Annotated in this window: 18 protein-coding genes and 1 pseudogene; 10 read left to right on the top strand and 9 right to left on the bottom strand. The window is 69.1% G+C overall.

Annotation, left to right across the window (positions count from 1 at the left end):
• Positions 1-39 precede the first annotated feature (39 nt).
• The 8 genes and pseudogenes from lptD to MNO14_RS03505 all read left to right on the top strand — a co-directional run bounded on the left by lptD (position 40) and on the right by MNO14_RS03505 (position 7,868).
• Positions 40-2,514, top strand: coding sequence for an LPS-assembly protein LptD (gene lptD, locus MNO14_RS03540; protein ID WP_241945412.1), 2,475 nt, complete (start codon positions 40-42; stop codon positions 2,512-2,514).
• Positions 2,511-3,830 (top strand): peptidylprolyl isomerase, encoded by a 1,320-nt coding sequence (locus tag MNO14_RS03535; RefSeq protein ID WP_343226410.1) that lies wholly within the window; start codon positions 2,511-2,513, stop codon positions 3,828-3,830. The genes lptD and MNO14_RS03535 overlap by 4 nt, the downstream gene beginning before the upstream one ends.
• Positions 3,831-3,833: 3 nt before the next feature.
• Positions 3,834-4,814: a 4-hydroxythreonine-4-phosphate dehydrogenase PdxA gene (gene pdxA, locus MNO14_RS03530; protein WP_241945411.1), complete on the top strand. Its 981-nt coding sequence runs from the start codon at positions 3,834-3,836 to the stop codon at positions 4,812-4,814.
• A complete protein-coding gene (locus MNO14_RS03525) occupies positions 4,811-5,158 on the top strand; it encodes a tRNA-binding protein (protein ID WP_241945410.1) in 348 nt (115 codons plus the stop codon). Before pdxA ends, MNO14_RS03525 begins: the two co-directional genes overlap by 4 nt.
• 28 nt (positions 5,159-5,186) lie before the next feature.
• A complete protein-coding gene (gene rsmA / locus MNO14_RS03520; protein ID WP_241945409.1) occupies positions 5,187-5,996 on the top strand; it encodes a 16S rRNA (adenine(1518)-N(6)/adenine(1519)-N(6))-dimethyltransferase RsmA in 810 nt (269 codons plus the stop codon).
• A gap of 38 nt (positions 5,997-6,034) precedes the next feature.
• Positions 6,035-6,418 (top strand): Co2+/Mg2+ efflux protein ApaG, encoded by a 384-nt coding sequence (apaG, locus tag MNO14_RS03515; RefSeq protein ID WP_047137325.1) that lies wholly within the window; start codon positions 6,035-6,037, stop codon positions 6,416-6,418.
• Positions 6,418-7,239, top strand: a pseudogene (locus MNO14_RS03510) (symmetrical bis(5'-nucleosyl)-tetraphosphatase); the annotation flags it as partial. The gene apaG and the pseudogene MNO14_RS03510, both read left to right, overlap by 1 nt.
• Positions 7,240-7,250: 11 nt before the next feature.
• Entirely contained in the window at positions 7,251-7,868 is a 618-nt protein-coding gene (locus MNO14_RS03505) for a DUF1287 domain-containing protein (protein WP_241945408.1), read from the top strand.
• Here the strand turns inward: MNO14_RS03505 and MNO14_RS03500 are convergent.
• From MNO14_RS03500 to MNO14_RS03480, 5 genes are read right to left on the bottom strand one after another with little or no spacing between them, the layout of a single operon-like run.
• Entirely contained in the window at positions 7,853-8,365 is a 513-nt protein-coding gene (locus tag MNO14_RS03500; RefSeq protein WP_241945407.1) for a dihydrofolate reductase, read from the bottom strand. The two genes, MNO14_RS03505 and MNO14_RS03500, sit on opposite strands and share 16 nt — an antisense overlap.
• A gap of 29 nt (positions 8,366-8,394) precedes the next feature.
• Positions 8,395-9,189 (bottom strand): thymidylate synthase, encoded by a 795-nt coding sequence (locus tag MNO14_RS03495; RefSeq protein ID WP_241945406.1) that lies wholly within the window; start codon positions 9,187-9,189, stop codon positions 8,395-8,397.
• A gap of 2 nt (positions 9,190-9,191) precedes the next feature.
• Positions 9,192-10,082 (bottom strand): prolipoprotein diacylglyceryl transferase, encoded by an 891-nt coding sequence (lgt, locus tag MNO14_RS03490; protein WP_241945405.1) that lies wholly within the window; start codon positions 10,080-10,082, stop codon positions 9,192-9,194.
• 4 nt (positions 10,083-10,086) lie between these two features.
• Positions 10,087-10,866, bottom strand: a complete 780-nt coding sequence (locus MNO14_RS03485; protein ID WP_241945404.1) for a TerC family protein — start codon at positions 10,864-10,866, stop codon at positions 10,087-10,089.
• 52 nt (positions 10,867-10,918) lie between these two features.
• A complete protein-coding gene (locus MNO14_RS03480) occupies positions 10,919-11,299 on the bottom strand; it encodes a diacylglycerol kinase (protein WP_241945403.1) in 381 nt (126 codons plus the stop codon).
• 223 nt (positions 11,300-11,522) lie between these two features.
• On the opposite strand from MNO14_RS03480, the gene MNO14_RS03475 reads away from it, so the two are divergent.
• Positions 11,523-12,230 carry an SGNH/GDSL hydrolase family protein gene (locus tag MNO14_RS03475; protein ID WP_241945402.1) on the top strand — a complete coding sequence of 236 codons (708 nt, stop codon included), beginning with the start codon at positions 11,523-11,525 and terminating at the stop codon, positions 12,228-12,230.
• 68 nt (positions 12,231-12,298) lie between these two features.
• Positions 12,299-12,817, top strand: a complete 519-nt coding sequence (locus MNO14_RS03470) for a hypothetical protein (protein WP_241945401.1) — start codon at positions 12,299-12,301, stop codon at positions 12,815-12,817.
• Positions 12,818-12,920: 103 nt separating this feature from the next.
• Here MNO14_RS03470 and MNO14_RS03465 read toward each other — a convergent pair whose 3' ends face one another.
• The 4 genes from MNO14_RS03465 to MNO14_RS03450 all read right to left on the bottom strand — a co-directional run bounded on the left by MNO14_RS03465 (position 12,921) and on the right by MNO14_RS03450 (position 17,391).
• Positions 12,921-13,586, bottom strand: coding sequence for a LysM peptidoglycan-binding domain-containing protein (locus tag MNO14_RS03465; RefSeq protein ID WP_241945400.1), 666 nt, complete (start codon positions 13,584-13,586; stop codon positions 12,921-12,923).
• Positions 13,587-13,883: 297 nt separating this feature from the next.
• Positions 13,884-15,122 (bottom strand): ABC transporter permease, encoded by a 1,239-nt coding sequence (locus MNO14_RS03460; protein ID WP_241945399.1) that lies wholly within the window; start codon positions 15,120-15,122, stop codon positions 13,884-13,886.
• Positions 15,119-15,892, bottom strand: a complete 774-nt coding sequence (locus MNO14_RS03455) for an ABC transporter ATP-binding protein (RefSeq protein WP_241945398.1) — start codon at positions 15,890-15,892, stop codon at positions 15,119-15,121. Before MNO14_RS03455 ends, MNO14_RS03460 begins: the two co-directional genes overlap by 4 nt.
• A complete protein-coding gene (locus tag MNO14_RS03450; protein WP_241945397.1) occupies positions 15,889-17,391 on the bottom strand; it encodes an efflux RND transporter periplasmic adaptor subunit in 1,503 nt (500 codons plus the stop codon). Before MNO14_RS03450 ends, MNO14_RS03455 begins: the two co-directional genes overlap by 4 nt.
• Between the last annotated feature and the right edge of the window lie 77 nt (positions 17,392-17,468).

Below are 17,468 nucleotides of genomic sequence, written 5' to 3'. Positions count from 1 at the left end.
GCGGCATGCTGGCGCCCGTTTTGGCCGAACGGATCGACCGTGCGCCCCGCCCTCCGCCTGCTGCCCCTTCCGTTCTGCATCGCGCTGTCGCTCACGGCCCAGGCCGACGACCTGCCACGCCCCAATTACTGGGCGCTGTGCCCGATCGAGGATGCCGTCCCGGCGTTCGCCGACGCCCAGGCGCCGGTCGGCTCGGTCGAAGACCGCGAAAAACAGCCCACCGACATCGACGGCGATGCCTTCGAAGGCGTCACCGGCGAGAACAGCACGTTCTCGGGCAACGTCACGCTGCGCCGCGGCGACCAGTTCCTGGGGACCGACGACCTCGACTATTCCGAGGAAGACGGCACCTTCGTGGCCGATGGCAACGTCCGCTACCAGGACGCCGGCATGCGGGTGGTCGCCGACAAGCTGCAGGGCGACACCGTGGCCGAGGCCTACCGCATGGACAACGTGCGCTACCAGCTCACGGCCCGGCGCGGCAACGGCGGCGCCGACCACATCCGCATGGAGGGCGCCCAGGGTGCGCTGCTGGGCTCGACCTACTCGACCTGCCCGCCAAGCGACCGCTGGTGGGAACTCAAGGCCCGGCAGATCGACGTCGACACCGACCTGGGTATGGGCACCGCCCGCAGCGCGACCTTACGCGTGGGCAAGGTACCGGTGCTGTACATCCCCTGGTTCCGCTTCCCGATCGACGAGCGCCGTATCTCCGGCCTGCTCTATCCGCGGATCTCGCAATCCAGCCGCAACGGCTTCGACTATTCGCAGCCGATCTATCTCAACCTGGCGCCGAACTACGACATGACGCTCGAGCCGCGCTGGATGAGCAAGCGCGGCCTGCAACTGGGCACCGAGTTCCGGTTCATGACCGACGCCACCCGCGGCGTGCTCGACGTGGCCTACCTGCCGTCCGACAAGCTCGCCAGCCGCGAGCGCGAGCTCGAGCAGACCCAGGTACCGATCGCCGAGAACCGCCGCAAGGACGACCGCGGGTTCCTGAGCTTCAGCGGCTCGGCCGACCTCAATCCAACCTGGCAGGCCCGCGCGAATCTGACCTGGATGAGCGACCCGCGCTATCTGGAAGACTCCAGCAACAATGTCGACGGCATCTCGTCGATCAGCGGCATCAGCCAGCTCGGTGTCTTCGGCCAGGGACGATCGGGCCCGCAGGGTTACTGGAACGCCGGTGTGCTGGCCGACTACCAGATGCTGACCGACTACACGCTGCCCGAGTCGATCCTGCCCTACAACCGCCTGCCGCACACCTACTTCACCTGGGAACGACCGTACGGCCGCTGGTTCACTGCCGGCGTCAACGCTACTGCGACCCGGTTCTCGCACATCGACGACGTCGCCAAACCTGGCGGCAGTCGGGTCGACCTCAAGCCCTATATCTCGATGCCGCTCGAGGGCCCGAGCTGGTTCCTGCGTCCCACCCTCGCCTGGCGGCACACCGCCTACGGGCTGGACCGGGAGCTGGCCGACTCGATCGCCGACCAGCGGGCGCGCAGCGCGCTGGGCATCGGCGGTGAGCCGATCCCCGACGCGCTGCAGGGCCAATACCAGGCGGCCTTCGGCCAACTGCGCGACACCGCGCCCAGCCGCAGCCAACCGATCACCTCGCTCGATGCCGGGCTGTTCTTCGACCGCAACACCCGGTTCCGCGGCCAGGACTACCTGCATACCCTCGAGCCGCGGATCTACTACCTGCACTCGCCCTATCGCGACCAGTCGGCGCTGCCGCTGTTCGACACCAGCCCACTGACCTTCGGCTGGGGCCAGCTGTTCCGTGACAACCGCTACTCGGGCGCCGACCGCCAGGCCGACGCCAACCAGGTGACGCTGGCGGTGAGCACGCGGTTGATCCGCGAGTCCGACGGCCGGGAAAAGCTCAGCGCGAGCGTGGGCCAGATCGTCTACCTGGACGATTCGCGGGTGATGGTCGGCAACGAGACCCAGATCGAGCGCGGACGCTCGGCGTGGGTCGCCGACTCGACCTATGCGATCAACGACCGCTGGACGATCAGCGCCGGCTACCAGTGGGACCCGAAGTTCCGCCGCGAGGACCTGGCCAGTGTCCGCACCCGCTACCTGATCGGCGACGACGGTATCGTCAACTTCGCCTACCGCCGCCGCAGCGACCTGATCGAGCAGGCCGACCTGTCGTTCCTGTATCCGATCAATCCAACCTGGAGCCTAGTCGGGCGCTACTACTACTCGCTCGCCGACAATCAGTTGCTCGAAGCGGTGGCCGGCGTGCAGTGGGACAGCTGCTGCCTGGCGGCCCGCGTCGTCGGCCGGCGCTACCTGCGCAACCGCCAGGGCGAGCTGAACAACGCCATCATGTTCGAAGTCGAACTCAAGGGCCTGGGCTCGGCCGGCCCCGACACGGAGGGCCGTCTGCGCCGTGCTATTCTCGGCTACTACCGTGACGACCTCTATCTCGTGCCGCCGTCGGAGCTGCGCAACAGCGACGACGATGAATCCATCACTCCCGGCCTGAGCCAATGAAGACACTGATCCGTTCCCTCGCGGCCGCCGTGGTGCTGTGCGCCGCCGCCGCGCATGCCCAGACCCTGCAACCGCTCGACCGCATCGCCGCGGTCGTCGACGAGGACGTGATCCTCGCCAGCGAACTCGACCGTGCGGTGAACAACATCCGCACGCAGTACGCGACCCGTCAGGACCAGTTGCCGCCGCAGGAGATCCTCGAGCGCCAGGTGCTCGAGCGGCTGATCACGCTGCGCCTGCAGACCGCGCGTGCCCAGCAGACCGGCGTGCGCGTCAGCGACGAAGAAGTCGACCAGGCGATCGCCGCGATCGCGCAGCAGAACAACTTTTCGATGGACCAGCTGCGCCGCCAGTTGGCCGGCGACGGCATGTCGTTCGATGACTTCCGCGCCTCGCTGCGCGACGAGCTGCTGATCCAGCGCATGCGCCAGCGCTTCGCGCAGACCCGTATCTCGGTCAGCGATGCCGAGGTCGATGCCGCGCTGTCGGCGCAGGCCAGCGGCGCCCAGTACCGCCTGGCGCACATCCTCGTCGCGCTGCCCGAGGGCGCCACGCCCGAGCAGATCCAGACCGGCCAGCAGAAGATCGACGGCATCAAGGGCCTGATCGACCGCGGCGAAATGGAGTTCTCGGCCGCGGCGGTGCGCTACTCCGACAGTCCGAACGCGCTGGAAGGCGGCGACCTGGGCTGGCGCCGGACCGACGAGATCCCGGCCGCGTTCGCGACCTCGGTCACTTCGCTGCAGCCGGGCCAAGTCATCGGCCCGATCCGCGGCCCCAGCGGCTTCCAGCTGCTGCAGCTGGTGGACGTGCGCGACGCGAGCCAGAACGGCGACGCCGGCATGGTCACCGAGTACCAGGCCCGCCATATCCTGATCCGCGCGCAGGGCGACGACGACAGCGCCGCCAAGGCGCGTGCCGACACGCTGCGCGCGCGCATCGTGGGTGGCGCCGATTTCGCGCAGATCGCCCGCGACAGCTCCGAAGACAACGCCACCAAGGCCAACGGCGGCGACCTGGGCTGGTTCACCCAGGACGAGTTCGGCCCGGACTTCGGCGGCCAGGTCGCCGCACTCGGCGACGGCGACGTCTCCCAGCCGTTCCGCACGCAGGCCGGCTGGCACATCGTCCAGCGCATGGCCAGCCGCCAGTCGGCCGGCAACGACAACAACCGGCGTGCGCAGGCGCGCGAGGCCATCGGTCAGCGCAAGCTCGAGGACGAGTGGGACCGCTACGTGCGCGAGATGCGCGGCGAGGCCTACGTCAGCGTTCGCATCGGCCCCAATCCCGATCCCGAGATCGGTGACGGCGGCTGAGCGATGACCCGGCCCAGGCTGGCGCTGGTGCCGGGTGAGCCGGCCGGCGTCGGCCCGGAGCTGTGCGTACGCGCCGCCTGGCGCGCCTGTGACGCCGACCTGGTCGCGATCGGCGATCGCGAGGCCTTGCGCCAGGCCGCCGACGCGATCGCGCTGCCGATCGCGTTCGCCGATGCCCAAGAACCGCAAGTGCCCCCCGGTACGCTGCGCCTGATCGAATTTCCGCATGCGCACGTGCCCGCCTTCGGCGCACCCGACCCGCGCAACGCGCGCAGCATCGTCGATGCCCTACTGCACGCCGCGACCGGCTGCCGCGAGGGCCGCTTCGACGGTCTGGTCACCGGCCCCGTGCACAAGGCGGCGATCAATGCCGGCGGCGTCCCCTACACCGGCACGACCGAATTGCTGGCCGACGAGGCCGACTGCGATGTCGTGATGATGCTCGCCAACCCGCAACTGCGCGTCGCGCTCGCGACCACCCATCTGCCGCTACGCGCCGTCGCCGATGCCGTCACCGCGCCCGTGCTCGAGCGCGTATTGCGCATCCTCGACACCGCATTGCGTCGCGACTTCGGGCTGCAGGCCCCGCGGATCGCGGTGCTCGGCCTCAACCCCCATGCAGGCGAGGATGGCCATCTGGGCTTCGAGGAGCGCGCCATCATCGCCCCGCTGCTGGCGCGGCTGCGTGCCGGAGGCCTCACCCTCGACGGCCCGCTGCCGGCCGATACCGCGTTTCTGCCCACACGTCTGGCCGATGTCGACGCGGTGCTGGCGATGTATCACGACCAGGGCCTGCCGGTGCTCAAGTACAGCGGCTTCGAATCGGCGGTCAACCTGACCCTGGGCCTGCCGTATCCCCGGGTCGCGGTGGACCACGGCACCGCGCTCGCGCTCGCCGGCAGCGGCCACGCCGACCCGTCGAGCCTGTTCTGCGCGATCGACCAGTGCGCGGCGCTCGCTCGCCATCGCCGGGCCGCGGCATGACGGTCGGCGCGCCGATCGACTGGAACGATTTCCTGCGCGTCGACCTGCGCGTGGGGCGCGTGGTGTCCGCCGAGGCGTTTCCCGAGGCGCGGCGCCCGGCCTACGTGCTGCAGGTCGACTTCGGCCCAGAGATCGGCGTACGCAAGTCCAGCGCGCAGATCACCGACCACTATGCGCCCGAGACGCTGGTCGGCCGACTGGTCGTGGGCGTGGTGAACTTTCCGCCCAAGCAGATCGGACCGCTGATGTCGGAGTGCCTGATCACCGGCTTCCACGACGCCGAAGGCAAGGTGCGTCTGTGCGTTCCCGACGGCGACATCGCGCCCGGCACCCGGCTGCTTTGACTTTTCCTCTTTTTCTACGACGCGTCCCATGATCCGATCCTCCGCCGCCTCCGGCAGCTTCACCGAACCCCCGAAGAAATCGCTGGGCCAGAACTTCCTGCACGAGCGCGGGGTCGTCGACAAGATCGTGCTGGCAATCGACCCCAAGCCCGGCGACCGCCTGGTCGAGATCGGGCCGGGCCAGGGCGCGATGACGTTCCCGTTGCTCGACCGCCACGGCAGCCTGACCGCGATCGAGTTCGACCGCGACCTGCTGGCGCCGCTGACCGCGCAGGCGGCCGCGCATGGCACGTTGACCCTGGTCCATGCCAACGTGCTCGACGTCGACCTGACCGCGCTCGCAGACGGCACGCCGATCCGGCTGGTTGGCAACCTGCCCTACAACCTGTCCTCGCCGATCCTGTTCCACGCGCTGGCGCATGCCGCTGCGATCGTCGACATGCACTTCATGTTGCAGAAGGAAGTGGTCGAGCGCATGGCCGCCGGGCCTGGCAGCAAGGTCTACGGGCGGTTGAGCGTGATGCTGCAGGCCTACTGCGAGGTCACGGCGCTGTTCGTCGTCGGCCCGGGCGCGTTCCGGCCCCCGCCGAAGGTCGACTCGGCGGTCGTGCGGCTGGTCCCACGCGCGCCCGAGCGCATCGGCATCGTCGATCCCAAGCGCTTCGCCGACATCGTCCGCGCCGCGTTCGGCCAGCGCCGCAAGACCCTGCGCAACGCGCTGGGCGGCACGATGGAGGCCGAGGCGATCAACGCGGCCGGCATCGATCCCCAGCAACGCGCCGAGCAGCTATCGGTGGCCGATTTCGTGCGTCTGGCCAACCATACGGCCACGACATAGTCGAAGCATTCATTGCCGCCCGCTACACTGAGCGGGCCATGGACGAGACTGCCGACTACACCCTCGAAATCCAGATCGCGACGCGCTTCCTCGACGAGGAATCGACGCCCGACGACGATCGCTACGTTTTCGCCTATACCATCCGTATCCGCAATGTCGGCCGGTTGCCGGCCCAGCTCGTCTCGCGCCACTGGATCATCACCGACGCCAATGGTCGCGTCGAGGAAGTGCATGGCGACGGCGTCGTCGGTGAACAGCCTCGGCTCGAACCCGGCGAGGCGTTCACCTACACCTCCGGCGCGGTGCTGTCGACGGCGGTCGGGACGATGGAGGGCAGCTACGACATGGTCGGCGACGACGGCGCGCATTTCGACGCGCCGATTCCGCCGTTCACGCTGTCGGTTCCGCGTACCCTGCACTGATGGCGATCTGGGCGATCGGCGACCTGCAGGGTTGCTACGGTGCGACCGCGCGATTGCTCGAGGCGATCCGCTTCGACCCGGCCGTCGATCGGCTGTGGTTCTGCGGCGACCTGGTCAATCGCGGCGGCGAATCGGTCGAGACGCTGCGGCTGGTGCATTCGCTGCGCGAGAACGTCGTCAGCGTGCTGGGCAACCACGACCTGTCGCTGCTGGCGATCGCCGAGCGTCGCGAGGAGGACCAGCGCAAGGTCAATCCGGATCTGCGCGGCGTGCTGTTCGCCCACGACCGCGATGTGCTGCTCGACTGGCTGCGCGCCTGTCCGCTGCTGCACGTGGACCGCTCGCTGGGCTGGATGATGCTGCACGCCGGCCTGGCGCCGCGCTGGACCACCCAACTGGCCGAGAAGCACGCCGCCGAGATCGAACGCAAGCTGCGCAGCCCCGGCTACCGCAAGCTGCTGCGCAACATGTACGGCGATCGCCCGGCGTGGTCGCCGAACCTGACCGGGCCCGACCGCGATCGCGCGATCATCAATATCTTCACCCGCATGCGCTACTGCGCGCCCAAGGGCCGCATCGCATTCGAGGAAAAAGGCGCGCCCGGCACCCAGCAGCCCGGGCTCTATCCCTGGTATGAGGTCCCGGGCCGTGCCGAGCGTGACCTGAAGATCGTCTGCGGCCACTGGTCGACGCTGGGCCTGTTCATCGGCCACGGCATCCACGCGCTCGACACCGGCGCGGTCTGGGGCGGCAAGCTGACCGCGCTGCAACTCGACGCCGAGACCCTGCGCATCGTCCAGGTGCCCGGACGCGACGTGCCGCCGGCGGCTAGATGAGTCGGCGTCCGCGCCTGCAAGCTCGGCTGGCAGCGCTCGCGCTGGTCGGCCTGGTGCTGTCGGCGACCGCGATCGCGCATCCACTGGCCGACGCCGCCCGCCGTCAGGTCGGGGTCACCGTCCGCTACGACCCGGCTTACGTCCGCCTGGGCTACCCCGGCGGCGATGTGCCCGCCGACCGTGGCGTCTGCACCGATGTCGTAGTGCGCGCACTGCGCACGCAGGGCATCGACCTGCAGCAGCGCATCCATCAGGACAAGCGCGCCCATCCCGAGGCCTACCCGCGCCAGTGGCGACACCTCGCCGCCGACCCGCACATCGACCACCGACGCGTGCCCAACCAGACGACCTGGTTCACGCGCCAGGGCTGGTCGCGACCCGTAGCGCAGGCGCGCGGCGATTACCGCGCGGGCGACATCGTCGCCTGGCGCCTGGACAACGGTCTGCTGCATATCGGCATCGTGTCCGACCACAAGGCCGGCGACGGCACACCGCTGGTGCTGCACAACATCGCCCGTGGCACGCGCGAGGAGAACGTATTGCTGCGCTGGCGCATCATCGGCCACTACCGACCGGCGCTCCCACCGGTATCGGCGGCTCAGGCGCGGCGGTAGTCGACGAACGCGAACGCGTGCGCGTGGCGCGCGTCGACGGCGTGATCCTGCCGCGCGGTCTCGATCCAGTCGGCGGCGTCGAAGGCCGGGAACCAGGCATCTGCGCCATCGGCCTCGGTATCGACGCAGGTCAGCGCCAGGTGTGTGGCGCGCGGCAACGCCAGCGCGTAGACCTCGCCGCCGCCGATCACGCACAGCGCATCGGCGCCATCGTCTGCGGCCAGTGCAAGCGCGGCATCGAGCGACGCGACCGCCTCCATGCCGTCGAACGGTGCGCGGCCCGAACGCGTGAGCACAAGGTTGCGGCGACCGGGCAGCGCGCGGCCGATCGACTCGGCGGTCTTGCGCCCCATCAGCACTGGCTGGCCCAGCGTCAACGCCTTGAAGCGCTTCAGATCGTCAGGCAGGTGCCACAGCAGCGCATTGCCGCCGCCGATCGCGCGATGGCGATCGAGCGCGGCAATCAACACAATCCGCGGCGTGTCGCGCTCTGTCACCGGCCCCGCTGCGGCCGCCTGCCGTTCCGTCATACCGCGACCGGCGCCTTGATCGCCGGCCACGGGTCGTAGCCGTCGAAGGCGATGTCGTCGTAGCCGAACGCGAACAGGTCGGTCACCGCCGGATTCAAGCGCAGCCGCGGCAGCGGGCGCGGTGTGCGCGTGAGTTGCTCGCGGGCCTGCTCGAAATGGTTCGCGTACAGGTGCGCGTCGCCGAGCGTGTGCACGAAATCGCCCACGCCCAGGCCGGTCGCCTGCGCGACCATGTGCGTGAGCAGCGCATAGCTGGCGATGTTGAACGGCACGCCAAGGAAGATATCGCCGCTGCGCTGGTAGAGCTGGCAGCTAAGGCGGCCGTCGACGACGTAGAACTGGAACATCGTGTGGCAGGGCATCAGCGCCATCTGCGGCAGGTCGGCGACGTTCCAGGCGCTGACGATCAGCCGGCGCGAATCCGGGTTGCGCGCGATCTCCTCGACGACCCAGCGGATCTGGTCGATCTCGCGACCGTCGCTGCCGGTCCAGCGCCGCCACTGCTTGCCATAGACCGGCCCCAGCTCGCCGTCGGCATCGGCCCATTCGTCCCAAATGCCGACCTTGTGGGCCTTGAGATACCCGATGTTGGTCTCGCCTTTCAGGAACCACAGCAGTTCATGGACGATCGAGCGCAGGTGCAACTTCTTGGTCGTGACCAGCGGAAAGCCCTCGGCCAGATCGAAGCGCATCTGCCAGCCGAACACGCTGCGCGTGCCGGTGCCGGTGCGGTCGGCCTTGTCGCTGCCGTGCTCGAGCACATGGCGCAGCAGATCCAGATACTGGCGCATGCTCAGCCCGCCTGCGCCGGCACGGCCGGCTGCAACACCGGCGCGCTGCGCGAACGCCACAACAGGAACAGGCCCAGCGCCACCAGCGGCAACGACAGCAGTTGTCCCTGGGTGACCCAGCCGAATGCCAAATAGCCGATGTTCGCATCGGGCACGCGCACAAACTCGACCAGGATCCGGAACACGCCATAGAGCAGCGCGAACATCCCCGAGACCGCATAGCGCGCACGCGGCTTGCGCGAAAAGAGCCACAGGATGACGAACATCGCCAGCCCCTCCAGGCCCGCCTGATAAAGCTGCGAAGGGTGCCGCGCGAATTGATCCAAAGCACCGGTCGCAAACTCGGCCTGCAGGCGTTCAGCCGACCAGCCGGCGAACGCCGGATCGGTCGGGAACACCACGCCCCAGCCGGCCTGGGTGTACTTGCCCCACAGCTCGGCGCCGATGTAATTGCCCAGCCGGCCGAAGCCCAGGCCCGGCGGCACCAGCGGCGCCACGAAGTCCATCACGTCGAAGAAGTGCAGGCGCTGGCGCCGCGCCCACCACCAGGCCGCCACCAGCACGCCGATCAGGCCGCCGTGGAAGCTCATGCCGCCGTCCCAGACCTTGAACAGCATCAACGGGTCGGCCATCAACTCGCCCGGCGTGTAAAACAGCACGTAGCCGATGCGGCCACCGAGGATCACGCCGAGGATGCCGTTGAACAGCAAGTCACCGAAACGCTCGACATCGACGCCGGGCAGGCGGCCAGCACGGATGCGCAGCCGCCCCAGCCACCAGGCCATGCCGAAGCCCAGCAGGTACATGACGCCGTACCAGTGGATCGACGGATGGAACGGGCCGATCTGCGGCAGTTGCAGCGCGATCGGATCGATCTGGTGAAGGATGATCATCGGATCAGCGCGGCAGCGGATGCGTGGGCGCGTCGACCGGCGGGGTCATCTCGCCGCGATTGCGCATCGCGTTGCGCTTGGCCCACAGATTGAGCATCTCAACGAACGCCGAGAAGCCCATCGAGCCGTAGATGTAGCCCTTGGGGATATGCAGGCCGAACCCGTCGAGCAGCAGGTAGACACCGATCAGCACGATGAAGGCCAGCGCCAGCATCTTCACCGTCGGGTTGGCGTCGATGAACTTGCCCAGCGGCTGCGCTGCCAACAGCATCACCGTCACCGCCAGCAGGATCGCGCAGACCATCACCGGCACGTACTCGCCCGCCATGCCGACCGCGGCGATCACCGAGTCGAGCGAGAACACGATGTCGATGACCGCGATCTGGGCAATCACCGCACCGAACGACGCCGTCGCCTTGCCCACGCTGCCGTGGGCTTCGGGATCCTCGCCCTTGAGCTGCTCGCGGATCTCCATCGCGCCCTTCCCGATCAGGAACAGGCCGCCGAGGATCAGGATCAGGTCGCGCACCGAGATGCCACGGCCGAACAGCTCGAACAGCGGATCGGTCAGCCGCGCCAGCCAGGCCAGCGTCAGCAGCAGGCCGATACGCGTGACGCAGGCGACGGCGATACCGAACTTGCGCGCGAATTCGCGCTTCTCGACGGGCAGCTTGCCGACAGCGATCGAGATGAAGACCAGGTTGTCGATGCCGAGCACGATCTCGATCGCACTGAGCGTGATCAGCAGGATCCAGACCTGGGGGTCGGTCAGCAGTTCCATCATGGGGAGGGCATCCTCGTTTGGGGTCCAGCCACCGCGGGGCTCGCGGCGGCGTCTACAGCCAGCGCGGCAGCAGGATCAGCGTCCATACCGCCACCACATTGATCATCGTCACGAACACTGCGGCCGATCCCATGTCCTTGGCCCGTCCGGCGAGCGCGTGGTGCTCGGCGCCGTAGCGCTCGATCACCGCCTCGATCGCCGAGTTCAACAACTCCACTGCCAGCACCAGCAGGCAGCTGCCGAGCAGCAGCGCCCGCTCCACGCCGCTTGCGCCCAGCCACAAGGCCAGCGGCGCGAGCACCGCCAGCAGGCAGACCTCGAGCCGGAACGAGGACTCGTGCATCCAGGCAGCACGCAGTCCCTGGCACGACCACACCGTGGCTTTGAGCATGCGTGCCGGCCCGCGCGGCCAGTGTCCGGTCTCGTCGGCCATCGCTCACGCCTGAGCCTGGCGAGCCGTCGCCGAACGCCGGATGCGCACCGGCAGGACGCGGAACACGGGCCGCGGGTGGGTCGAAAGCATGGCAGACCGGATCGGGAGGGACAGTCGCGACCGGGCGATTCTGCCACATCCCGGGCCTCGGGCCGGCCGTGGTTTGCATCGCGCGACAGGGGCTGTTTGACTTGCAGCTCGTTCGAACCCGGTCCTGTCTCCGATGCATGCTCTGCTTTTCGCCCGTGTCCGCGCCGTCGCCGCCCTCTCGCTCGCCGCTCTGCTGTTGGCCGCCTGCGCCAGTTCGCGCAATTTCACCGCCGGCCTCGACCCGGTGTCGTCGCCCGAGTGGGCGGCCGACATGGCCCGGTTTGCCGCCCAGGACGCCGCGACGCCGCCGCCGGAGCGGCCAGTGGTGTTCACCGGCAGCTCGTCAGTGCGCTTCTGGGACACGCTGGCGACGGACTTCCCCGACGTTCCGGTGCTTAACCGCGGTTTCGGCGGCTCGCAGGTGCGCGATTCGGTGTGGTACGCCGACGAGATCGCGCTGCGCTACCGTCCGCGCCAGATCGTGCTCTACGCCGGCGACAACGACACCGCCGACGGCCGATCTGCACAGCAGGTGCTGGCCGACACGCAGGTCTTCGTCCGGCGCGTCCACGCCGAACTGCCCGGCACCCAGATCGCGCTGCTCGGCATCAAGCCCAGCCCATTGCGCGCGAACCTGCTGGGCGTCCAGCGCGAGGCCAACGACGCACTGCGCGCCTGGGCCGCGACTCAGCGCAATGTCGCCTATATCGACGTCTTCACCCCGATGCTGGATGCGAACGGCGTGCCGCGCGAGGAGTTGTTCATCGAAGATCGCCTGCACATGAACGCCGCCGGCTATGCGCTGTGGCGCGAGATCATTGGGCCCTACCTGGTCCGCTGATACCCGGCGTTCACCCGGTCCGAATACGCACTCGGCGAAACTGCACCGATCCGCCCCGGAGCACGACCATGCGCCTCCGCCTCGCCGCCGGCCTGCTGGCCGCGCTGACCCTGGGAGCTCCCATGCCACATGCCTTCGCCCAATCGACCGTCGTCCCGCAGCGCCCAGGTGCTCCGGGCTACGAGGCCTTGCTCGATGCTGCCACCGCGCCGCTGCGGGACGCGCTCGGCGACCGGGTCGTGCTCGACATCGAGCGCCTGGACCGACTGGGCAACTGGGCGTTCCTGCAGGGCACGCTGCGCGCACCCGGTGGCGGCCGCCCTGACTATGACGGCACACCCTATGCTGAACGCGCCGCAGTAGGTGGCATGTCCGATGTCTACGTGGCGCTGCTGCGCACGCAGCCGCCCGCAGACGCTACCGGCGACGCGCGGTCGGATGCACCGACCGACGACGACGCATCGAGGGAAGGGACCACCGCCGCGACTCGCTGGACGGTGCTCGACCACGCGATCGGGCCGTCGGATGTGGCCTGGCTGACGTGGCCGCAGACGTACGCGGCGCCACGCCAGCTGTTCGGGTTCTAGCCCCGGTGGATGCGCACGCGACGCAATGCTCGGGCGCTTGCACGAACGACGCACATACACCGAGGCCGGCGAATGCCGGCCTCGGTGCGTTCGGAATTGCGCATCAGCGCGGCGGGGTAATGATCTCGTAGTCGCCCGACGCGCCGCCCCAGCTGATCTGCTGGGAGCCGTCAGCATTGATGTTGTTGGAGCCAATGAACTTCGGCTTGCCGCCCTCGAAGCCGGCGAACAGCACCACATGCGACTGGCCGTTCTTCTGCATCAGCACCACATCGCCGGGCTTGGCATCGGCCAGCGACACGGTTTTCCAGCCGTCACCTTTGAGGTTGCTGGCCAACTGGTCGACCGCGGCGCTGGCCTGGCTGGCATCGATGACCCCGGCCTTCTGCAGCACTGCCGAGACGAAGTTCGCGCAGTTGACATTGTCGGGCACCCACGACTCCATCGGGAGCTCGTTGCTGTACTTGAGTTCGCCTGCGTTGCGGCCAATGAACTGCTCGGCGATCGCGGCCGGATTGCGCGGATCGATCGCATCGGTATCGCTGACCGCGCCCGCGCCACCGACGCCGCCGGTCCCCTGCGTGCCCATCCCACCGTCGTTCGCGCCGGGAATATGCAGCGTGTCGCCGGCGTAGATCTTGTTCGGATCGGTGATCTGGCGGTTGGCCGACATCAGCGCGTCCACCGACGTGCCGTAGCGGACGGCCAGCGCGCTGAGGGTATCGCCCCAGCCAATGGAATGGGATGAAGTGCTGCCGATCGCGGTCATCTCGCTACCTCCGGAAGAACAGTTGGCGGGCCCCACTCAAATCGGGGCGGACGCGTGCACTGTCGCGGACCTCGCCGGCGCGCTCAATCTGGGACCGACCCTATGCGGAACGCAGGTCGTATTCATGACCGCGCCGGCTGTCTGCACCGGGCACGGCGCCACGCGCCGCGTTGCAGCGCATCGGACAGGCGCAGCGGCGTCTCGCACAGCAACGGTGACGGCACGTTGGCGGCTACGCCGACACGCGCCCCCTGGCACGGTGCCCGTCATGCCGCCACGCCCCAACCGCGCCGCGACTCACTGCTGACGCAGCGCCTCGATCGGATCGAGCTCGGAGGCCTTGCGCGCCGGGTAGTAGCCGAAGAACAGGCCGGTCGCGACCGAGAACCCGGCCGCCAGCGCGACCACGTTGCCGTTGAGCTGGATCGGCAACTCGCTGTTGTAGTGCCCCACCAGCAACGCGCCGATCACGCCCAGCGCGATGCCCAGCACCCCGCCGCCCAGCGACAGCAGCATCGCTTCGGCCAGGAACTGGCGGCGGATGTCCGAAGGCCCGGCGCCGACCGCCATGCGCAGGCCGATCTCGCGGATCCGCTCGGTCACCGAGACCAGCATGATGTTCATGATGCCGATGCCGCCGACGATCAGCGAGATCGTCGCGACCGCGCCGAGCAGCCACGACATCTGCCTCGTGGTCTGGTTGCGGGTGGCGACCAGCTGCGAGACGTTGCGCACCTGGAAGTCGTCCGGCTCGCCGGGGCCGATCCGGTGGCGCTGGCGCAGCAGTGACTCCACCTCGTTCTGCACATAGCCCAGATCGCCGGCATCGGCGACGGTCAGCGAGACATCCATGACCGCGCCGGCCGGCAGCCCCATCGCGCCCATCAGGCGCCGGCGCGCGGTGTCCAGCGGCACGATCAGGATCTCGTCCTGGTCGCTGCCGAAGCCGCTCAATCCCTTGCTGTCGAGGGTGCCGAGCACCGTGAAGATCGTCCGGCCGATGCGCACCTGCTCGCCGACGCCGGTGGCCTCGCCGAACAGTTCCCGGCGCACGGTCTCGCCGAGCAGGACCACGCGCTCGGCGCCGGTGAAGTGCTGGGGCTCGAAGCCGCTGCCATTGGCGATCGTCCAGCCATTGATCTCCAGGAAATCGGGCTGGACGCCGCGCCAGCTGCTGTTCCAGTTGCGTTCGGCGTAGACCACCTGGCTGCTGCCGCGCAGCGAACCGGAGATGTACTGCACCTCCGGGATCTCCTGGCGGATCGCGTCGATGTCGCCCTCGTTGAGGGTGAAGAAGCTCGACGCGCTCATGCGCGCGCCGCCCGGCGAGCGGCCGGCGCTCGGGCCGATGTCGAGCTTCTGCGCGCCCAGGCCCGACAGTTGGCGATCGATCTCGGCCTGGGTGCCCTGCCCTACCGACACCATGACGATGACCGCGGCGATGCCGATGATCACGCCCAGCGACGTCAGCGCGCTGCGCATCCAGTTGCCGCGCAGCGCGAAGATCGCCGTGCGCAGGACGTCGAGGAAGTTCATGGCCCCACCCCCGGCCGCTGGCTCGAGGGTCCGGCATCAGGATCGGCGTCCGCTCCCCCGAAACGCGGCTCTTCATGCAGCTCGCCATCGCGCATCACATAGGTGCGGTCGGCATGCGCGGCGACCTCGGGGTCGTGCGTGATCAGCACCACGGTATGGCCGTCATCGCGCAGTTGCTTGAACAGCGCGAGGATCTCTTCGCCGGTGCGGGTGTCGAGCGCGCCGGTCGGCTCGTCGGCGAGCAGCACTGGAGGCCGGTTGATCAGCGCACGCGCGATCGCGACGCGCTGCTGCTGGCCGCCGGACAACTCGCTGGGCCGATGCGCAGTCCGCGCGCCCAGCCCGACCGCCTCGAGTGCGGCCTGCGCCCGCGCCCGCCGGTCGGCCGGCGGCACGCGCGCATAGCCCAGCGGCATCGCCACGTTGTCGAGCGCGCTCATCCGCGGCAACAGATTGAAGCCCTGGAACACGAACCCGATCGTGTCGCGGCGCAGGGCCGCCAACGCTTCGCGGTCGAGCGTCGCGACATCGACGCCATCGCACAGATAGACGCCGTCGCTGGGCGTGTCGAGGCAGCCGATGAGATTCATCAACGTCGACTTGCCCGACCCCGACGGCCCCATGATCGCAACGAACTCGCCGCGCCGGATGAGCAGGTCGACCCCGCGCAAGGCCACGACCTCCGCCTCGCTGCCTTCGGCGTAGATCTTCTTGAGCGCGCGGGTCTCGATGACGGGCGCCGCCGCAGGCACCGGAGCGGACGTCCTCATCGCGGCGCGCGTTCGCCGATGACGATCGCATCGCCCTCGGCCAACGGACCGGAGATCTCGACGCTGCTGCCATCGCTGGCGCCGATGCGCACCGGCACCGCCTCGCGCTGCCCGTCGACCAGGCGATAGAGGGTGGTCCGCGTCGCGCCCACGAGCGAAGCCAGCGTGCGCTGCCATTGCGCGCGCTGGGTGTCGTCGAGCTGCGCGGTGAAGCCGGCGAACTCCTGCTGGACCCGCTCGGTCATGCGCTGGCGGATCTGCGCCTGCAGGCGGGGATCGAGCGCGCGCGCCCCGCCACCCGGTCCGCCGCCGGGGCCGCCTGCCGCCGGACCACGCCCGCCCGCGGGTGCGCGTTGCGCCCCGGCCTGCTGGCGGTCCTGCTGGCGCGCGCGCATGGCGGTCAGCGCCGCGTCGAACGCAGCCCGCTGCGATGCAGTCAACTCGAGATCTGCGGCTGCGGCCTCGAGGTCCGCCGCCAGCCCGCCGCCGGGGGCGCCCGAGGGCGCCGCCATCGCGATCTGCGCCGCATCGGCCGGCTTGTAGCGTGTCGCGGCGCTGGCCACCTTGAGCACGTTACGGCGGTTGCTGACTTCGATCTCGGCATTGACCGTCAGTCCCGGCAGCAGCGTGCCGTCGCTGTTGTCGACGGTCACCACCACTGGATAGGTGACCACGTTGTTGGTGGTCGTCGCCGACAGCCGGACCTGCTCGACCACGCCGCGGAACTGGCGATCGGGGAAAGCGTCGGCGGTGAAGTTGACCGTCTGCCCGGCGCGCACCTGGCCGATGTCCGATTCGTCGACCGACAGCTCGATGCGCATCTTCGCCAGGTCCTCGGCGATCTGGAACAGCTCGGGCGCCGTCATGCTCGCGGCCACCGTCTGCCCGGGCTCGATCGAGCGCAGCAGCACCACCCCGTCCACCGGGGAGCGGATCACTGTGCGGTCCAGGTTGACCCGCGTGGTCTGCGTCGCCGCGGTCTGCTGGCGGATCTGCGCCTGCATCGAGGCGACCTGGGCGCGTGCCTGGTCGAGCGCGGCCTTGGCCAGGTCGACGTCGCTCTGCGCGACCAGCCGCTGGGTGCCCAGGTCGGCCTTGCGGCGATAGTCGAGCTCGGCGTTCTCCAGGGTCGCCTGCGCCTGCGCCAACGACGCCCGCGCCGAAGCGATCTGCGCGCTGCCCTGCTCGATCTGCGCCTGGTAGCTGCTCGGATCGATGCGCGCGATGATCTGGTCCTTGACGACCTTGTCGTTGAAATCGACCAGCACGTCGGTGATCTGCCCGGAGATCTGGCTGCCGACGGTCACCGTCGAGGTCGCGCTGAGGGTGCCGGTCGCCGAGATCGCGACGCGGATGTCGCCGCGTTCGACCAGCGTGGTGCGGTAGGCCGACTCGGCGCCCTCGCTGCTGCGCCCGGTCCACCACCACAGCCCCGCGGCGACGACGGCGATTCCCACGACGATGGGCACAATGCGCGCCGGACCACGGCGACGGGACACGGACTTGGGCTTGGCACGGCTCGACATGCAGGCATCTTCGATGGGCGGTATGACGGGGTAACGCATCAGGCCGGCCG

The sequence above is a fragment of the Luteimonas sp. S4-F44 genome (assembly GCF_022637415.1).
In the GTDB taxonomy this organism is placed as follows: Bacteria; Pseudomonadota; Gammaproteobacteria; order Xanthomonadales; family Xanthomonadaceae; genus Luteimonas.
The sequence above is the reverse complement of the archived record's forward strand: the minus strand, read 5'-3'. Positions and strand labels throughout refer to the sequence as shown.

Excerpts from the sequence above, each read along its gene's own strand:
- MNO14_RS03535 (WP_343226410.1), top strand. The coding sequence starts at position 2,511 with ATGAAGACACTGATCCGTTCCCTCGCGGCCGCCGTGGTGCTGTGCGCC.
- pdxA (WP_241945411.1), top strand. The coding sequence starts at position 3,834 with ATGACCCGGCCCAGGCTGGCGCTGGTGCCGGGTGAGCCGGCCGGCGTC.
- MNO14_RS03525 (WP_241945410.1), top strand. The coding sequence starts at position 4,811 with ATGACGGTCGGCGCGCCGATCGACTGGAACGATTTCCTGCGCGTCGAC.
- rsmA (WP_241945409.1), top strand. The coding sequence starts at position 5,187 with ATGATCCGATCCTCCGCCGCCTCCGGCAGCTTCACCGAACCCCCGAAG.
- apaG (WP_047137325.1), top strand. The coding sequence starts at position 6,035 with ATGGACGAGACTGCCGACTACACCCTCGAAATCCAGATCGCGACGCGC.
- MNO14_RS03505 (WP_241945408.1), top strand. The coding sequence starts at position 7,251 with ATGAGTCGGCGTCCGCGCCTGCAAGCTCGGCTGGCAGCGCTCGCGCTG.
- MNO14_RS03495 (WP_241945406.1), bottom strand. The coding sequence starts at position 9,189 with ATGCGCCAGTATCTGGATCTGCTGCGCCATGTGCTCGAGCACGGCAGC.
- lgt (WP_241945405.1), bottom strand. The coding sequence starts at position 10,082 with ATGATCATCCTTCACCAGATCGATCCGATCGCGCTGCAACTGCCGCAG.
- MNO14_RS03485 (WP_241945404.1), bottom strand. The coding sequence starts at position 10,866 with ATGATGGAACTGCTGACCGACCCCCAGGTCTGGATCCTGCTGATCACG.
- MNO14_RS03480 (WP_241945403.1), bottom strand. The coding sequence starts at position 11,299 with ATGGCCGACGAGACCGGACACTGGCCGCGCGGGCCGGCACGCATGCTC.
- MNO14_RS03475 (WP_241945402.1), top strand. The coding sequence starts at position 11,523 with ATGCATGCTCTGCTTTTCGCCCGTGTCCGCGCCGTCGCCGCCCTCTCG.
- MNO14_RS03470 (WP_241945401.1), top strand. The coding sequence starts at position 12,299 with ATGCGCCTCCGCCTCGCCGCCGGCCTGCTGGCCGCGCTGACCCTGGGA.
- MNO14_RS03465 (WP_241945400.1), bottom strand. The coding sequence starts at position 13,586 with ATGACCGCGATCGGCAGCACTTCATCCCATTCCATTGGCTGGGGCGAT.
- MNO14_RS03460 (WP_241945399.1), bottom strand. The coding sequence starts at position 15,122 with ATGAACTTCCTCGACGTCCTGCGCACGGCGATCTTCGCGCTGCGCGGC.
- MNO14_RS03455 (WP_241945398.1), bottom strand. The coding sequence starts at position 15,892 with ATGAGGACGTCCGCTCCGGTGCCTGCGGCGGCGCCCGTCATCGAGACC.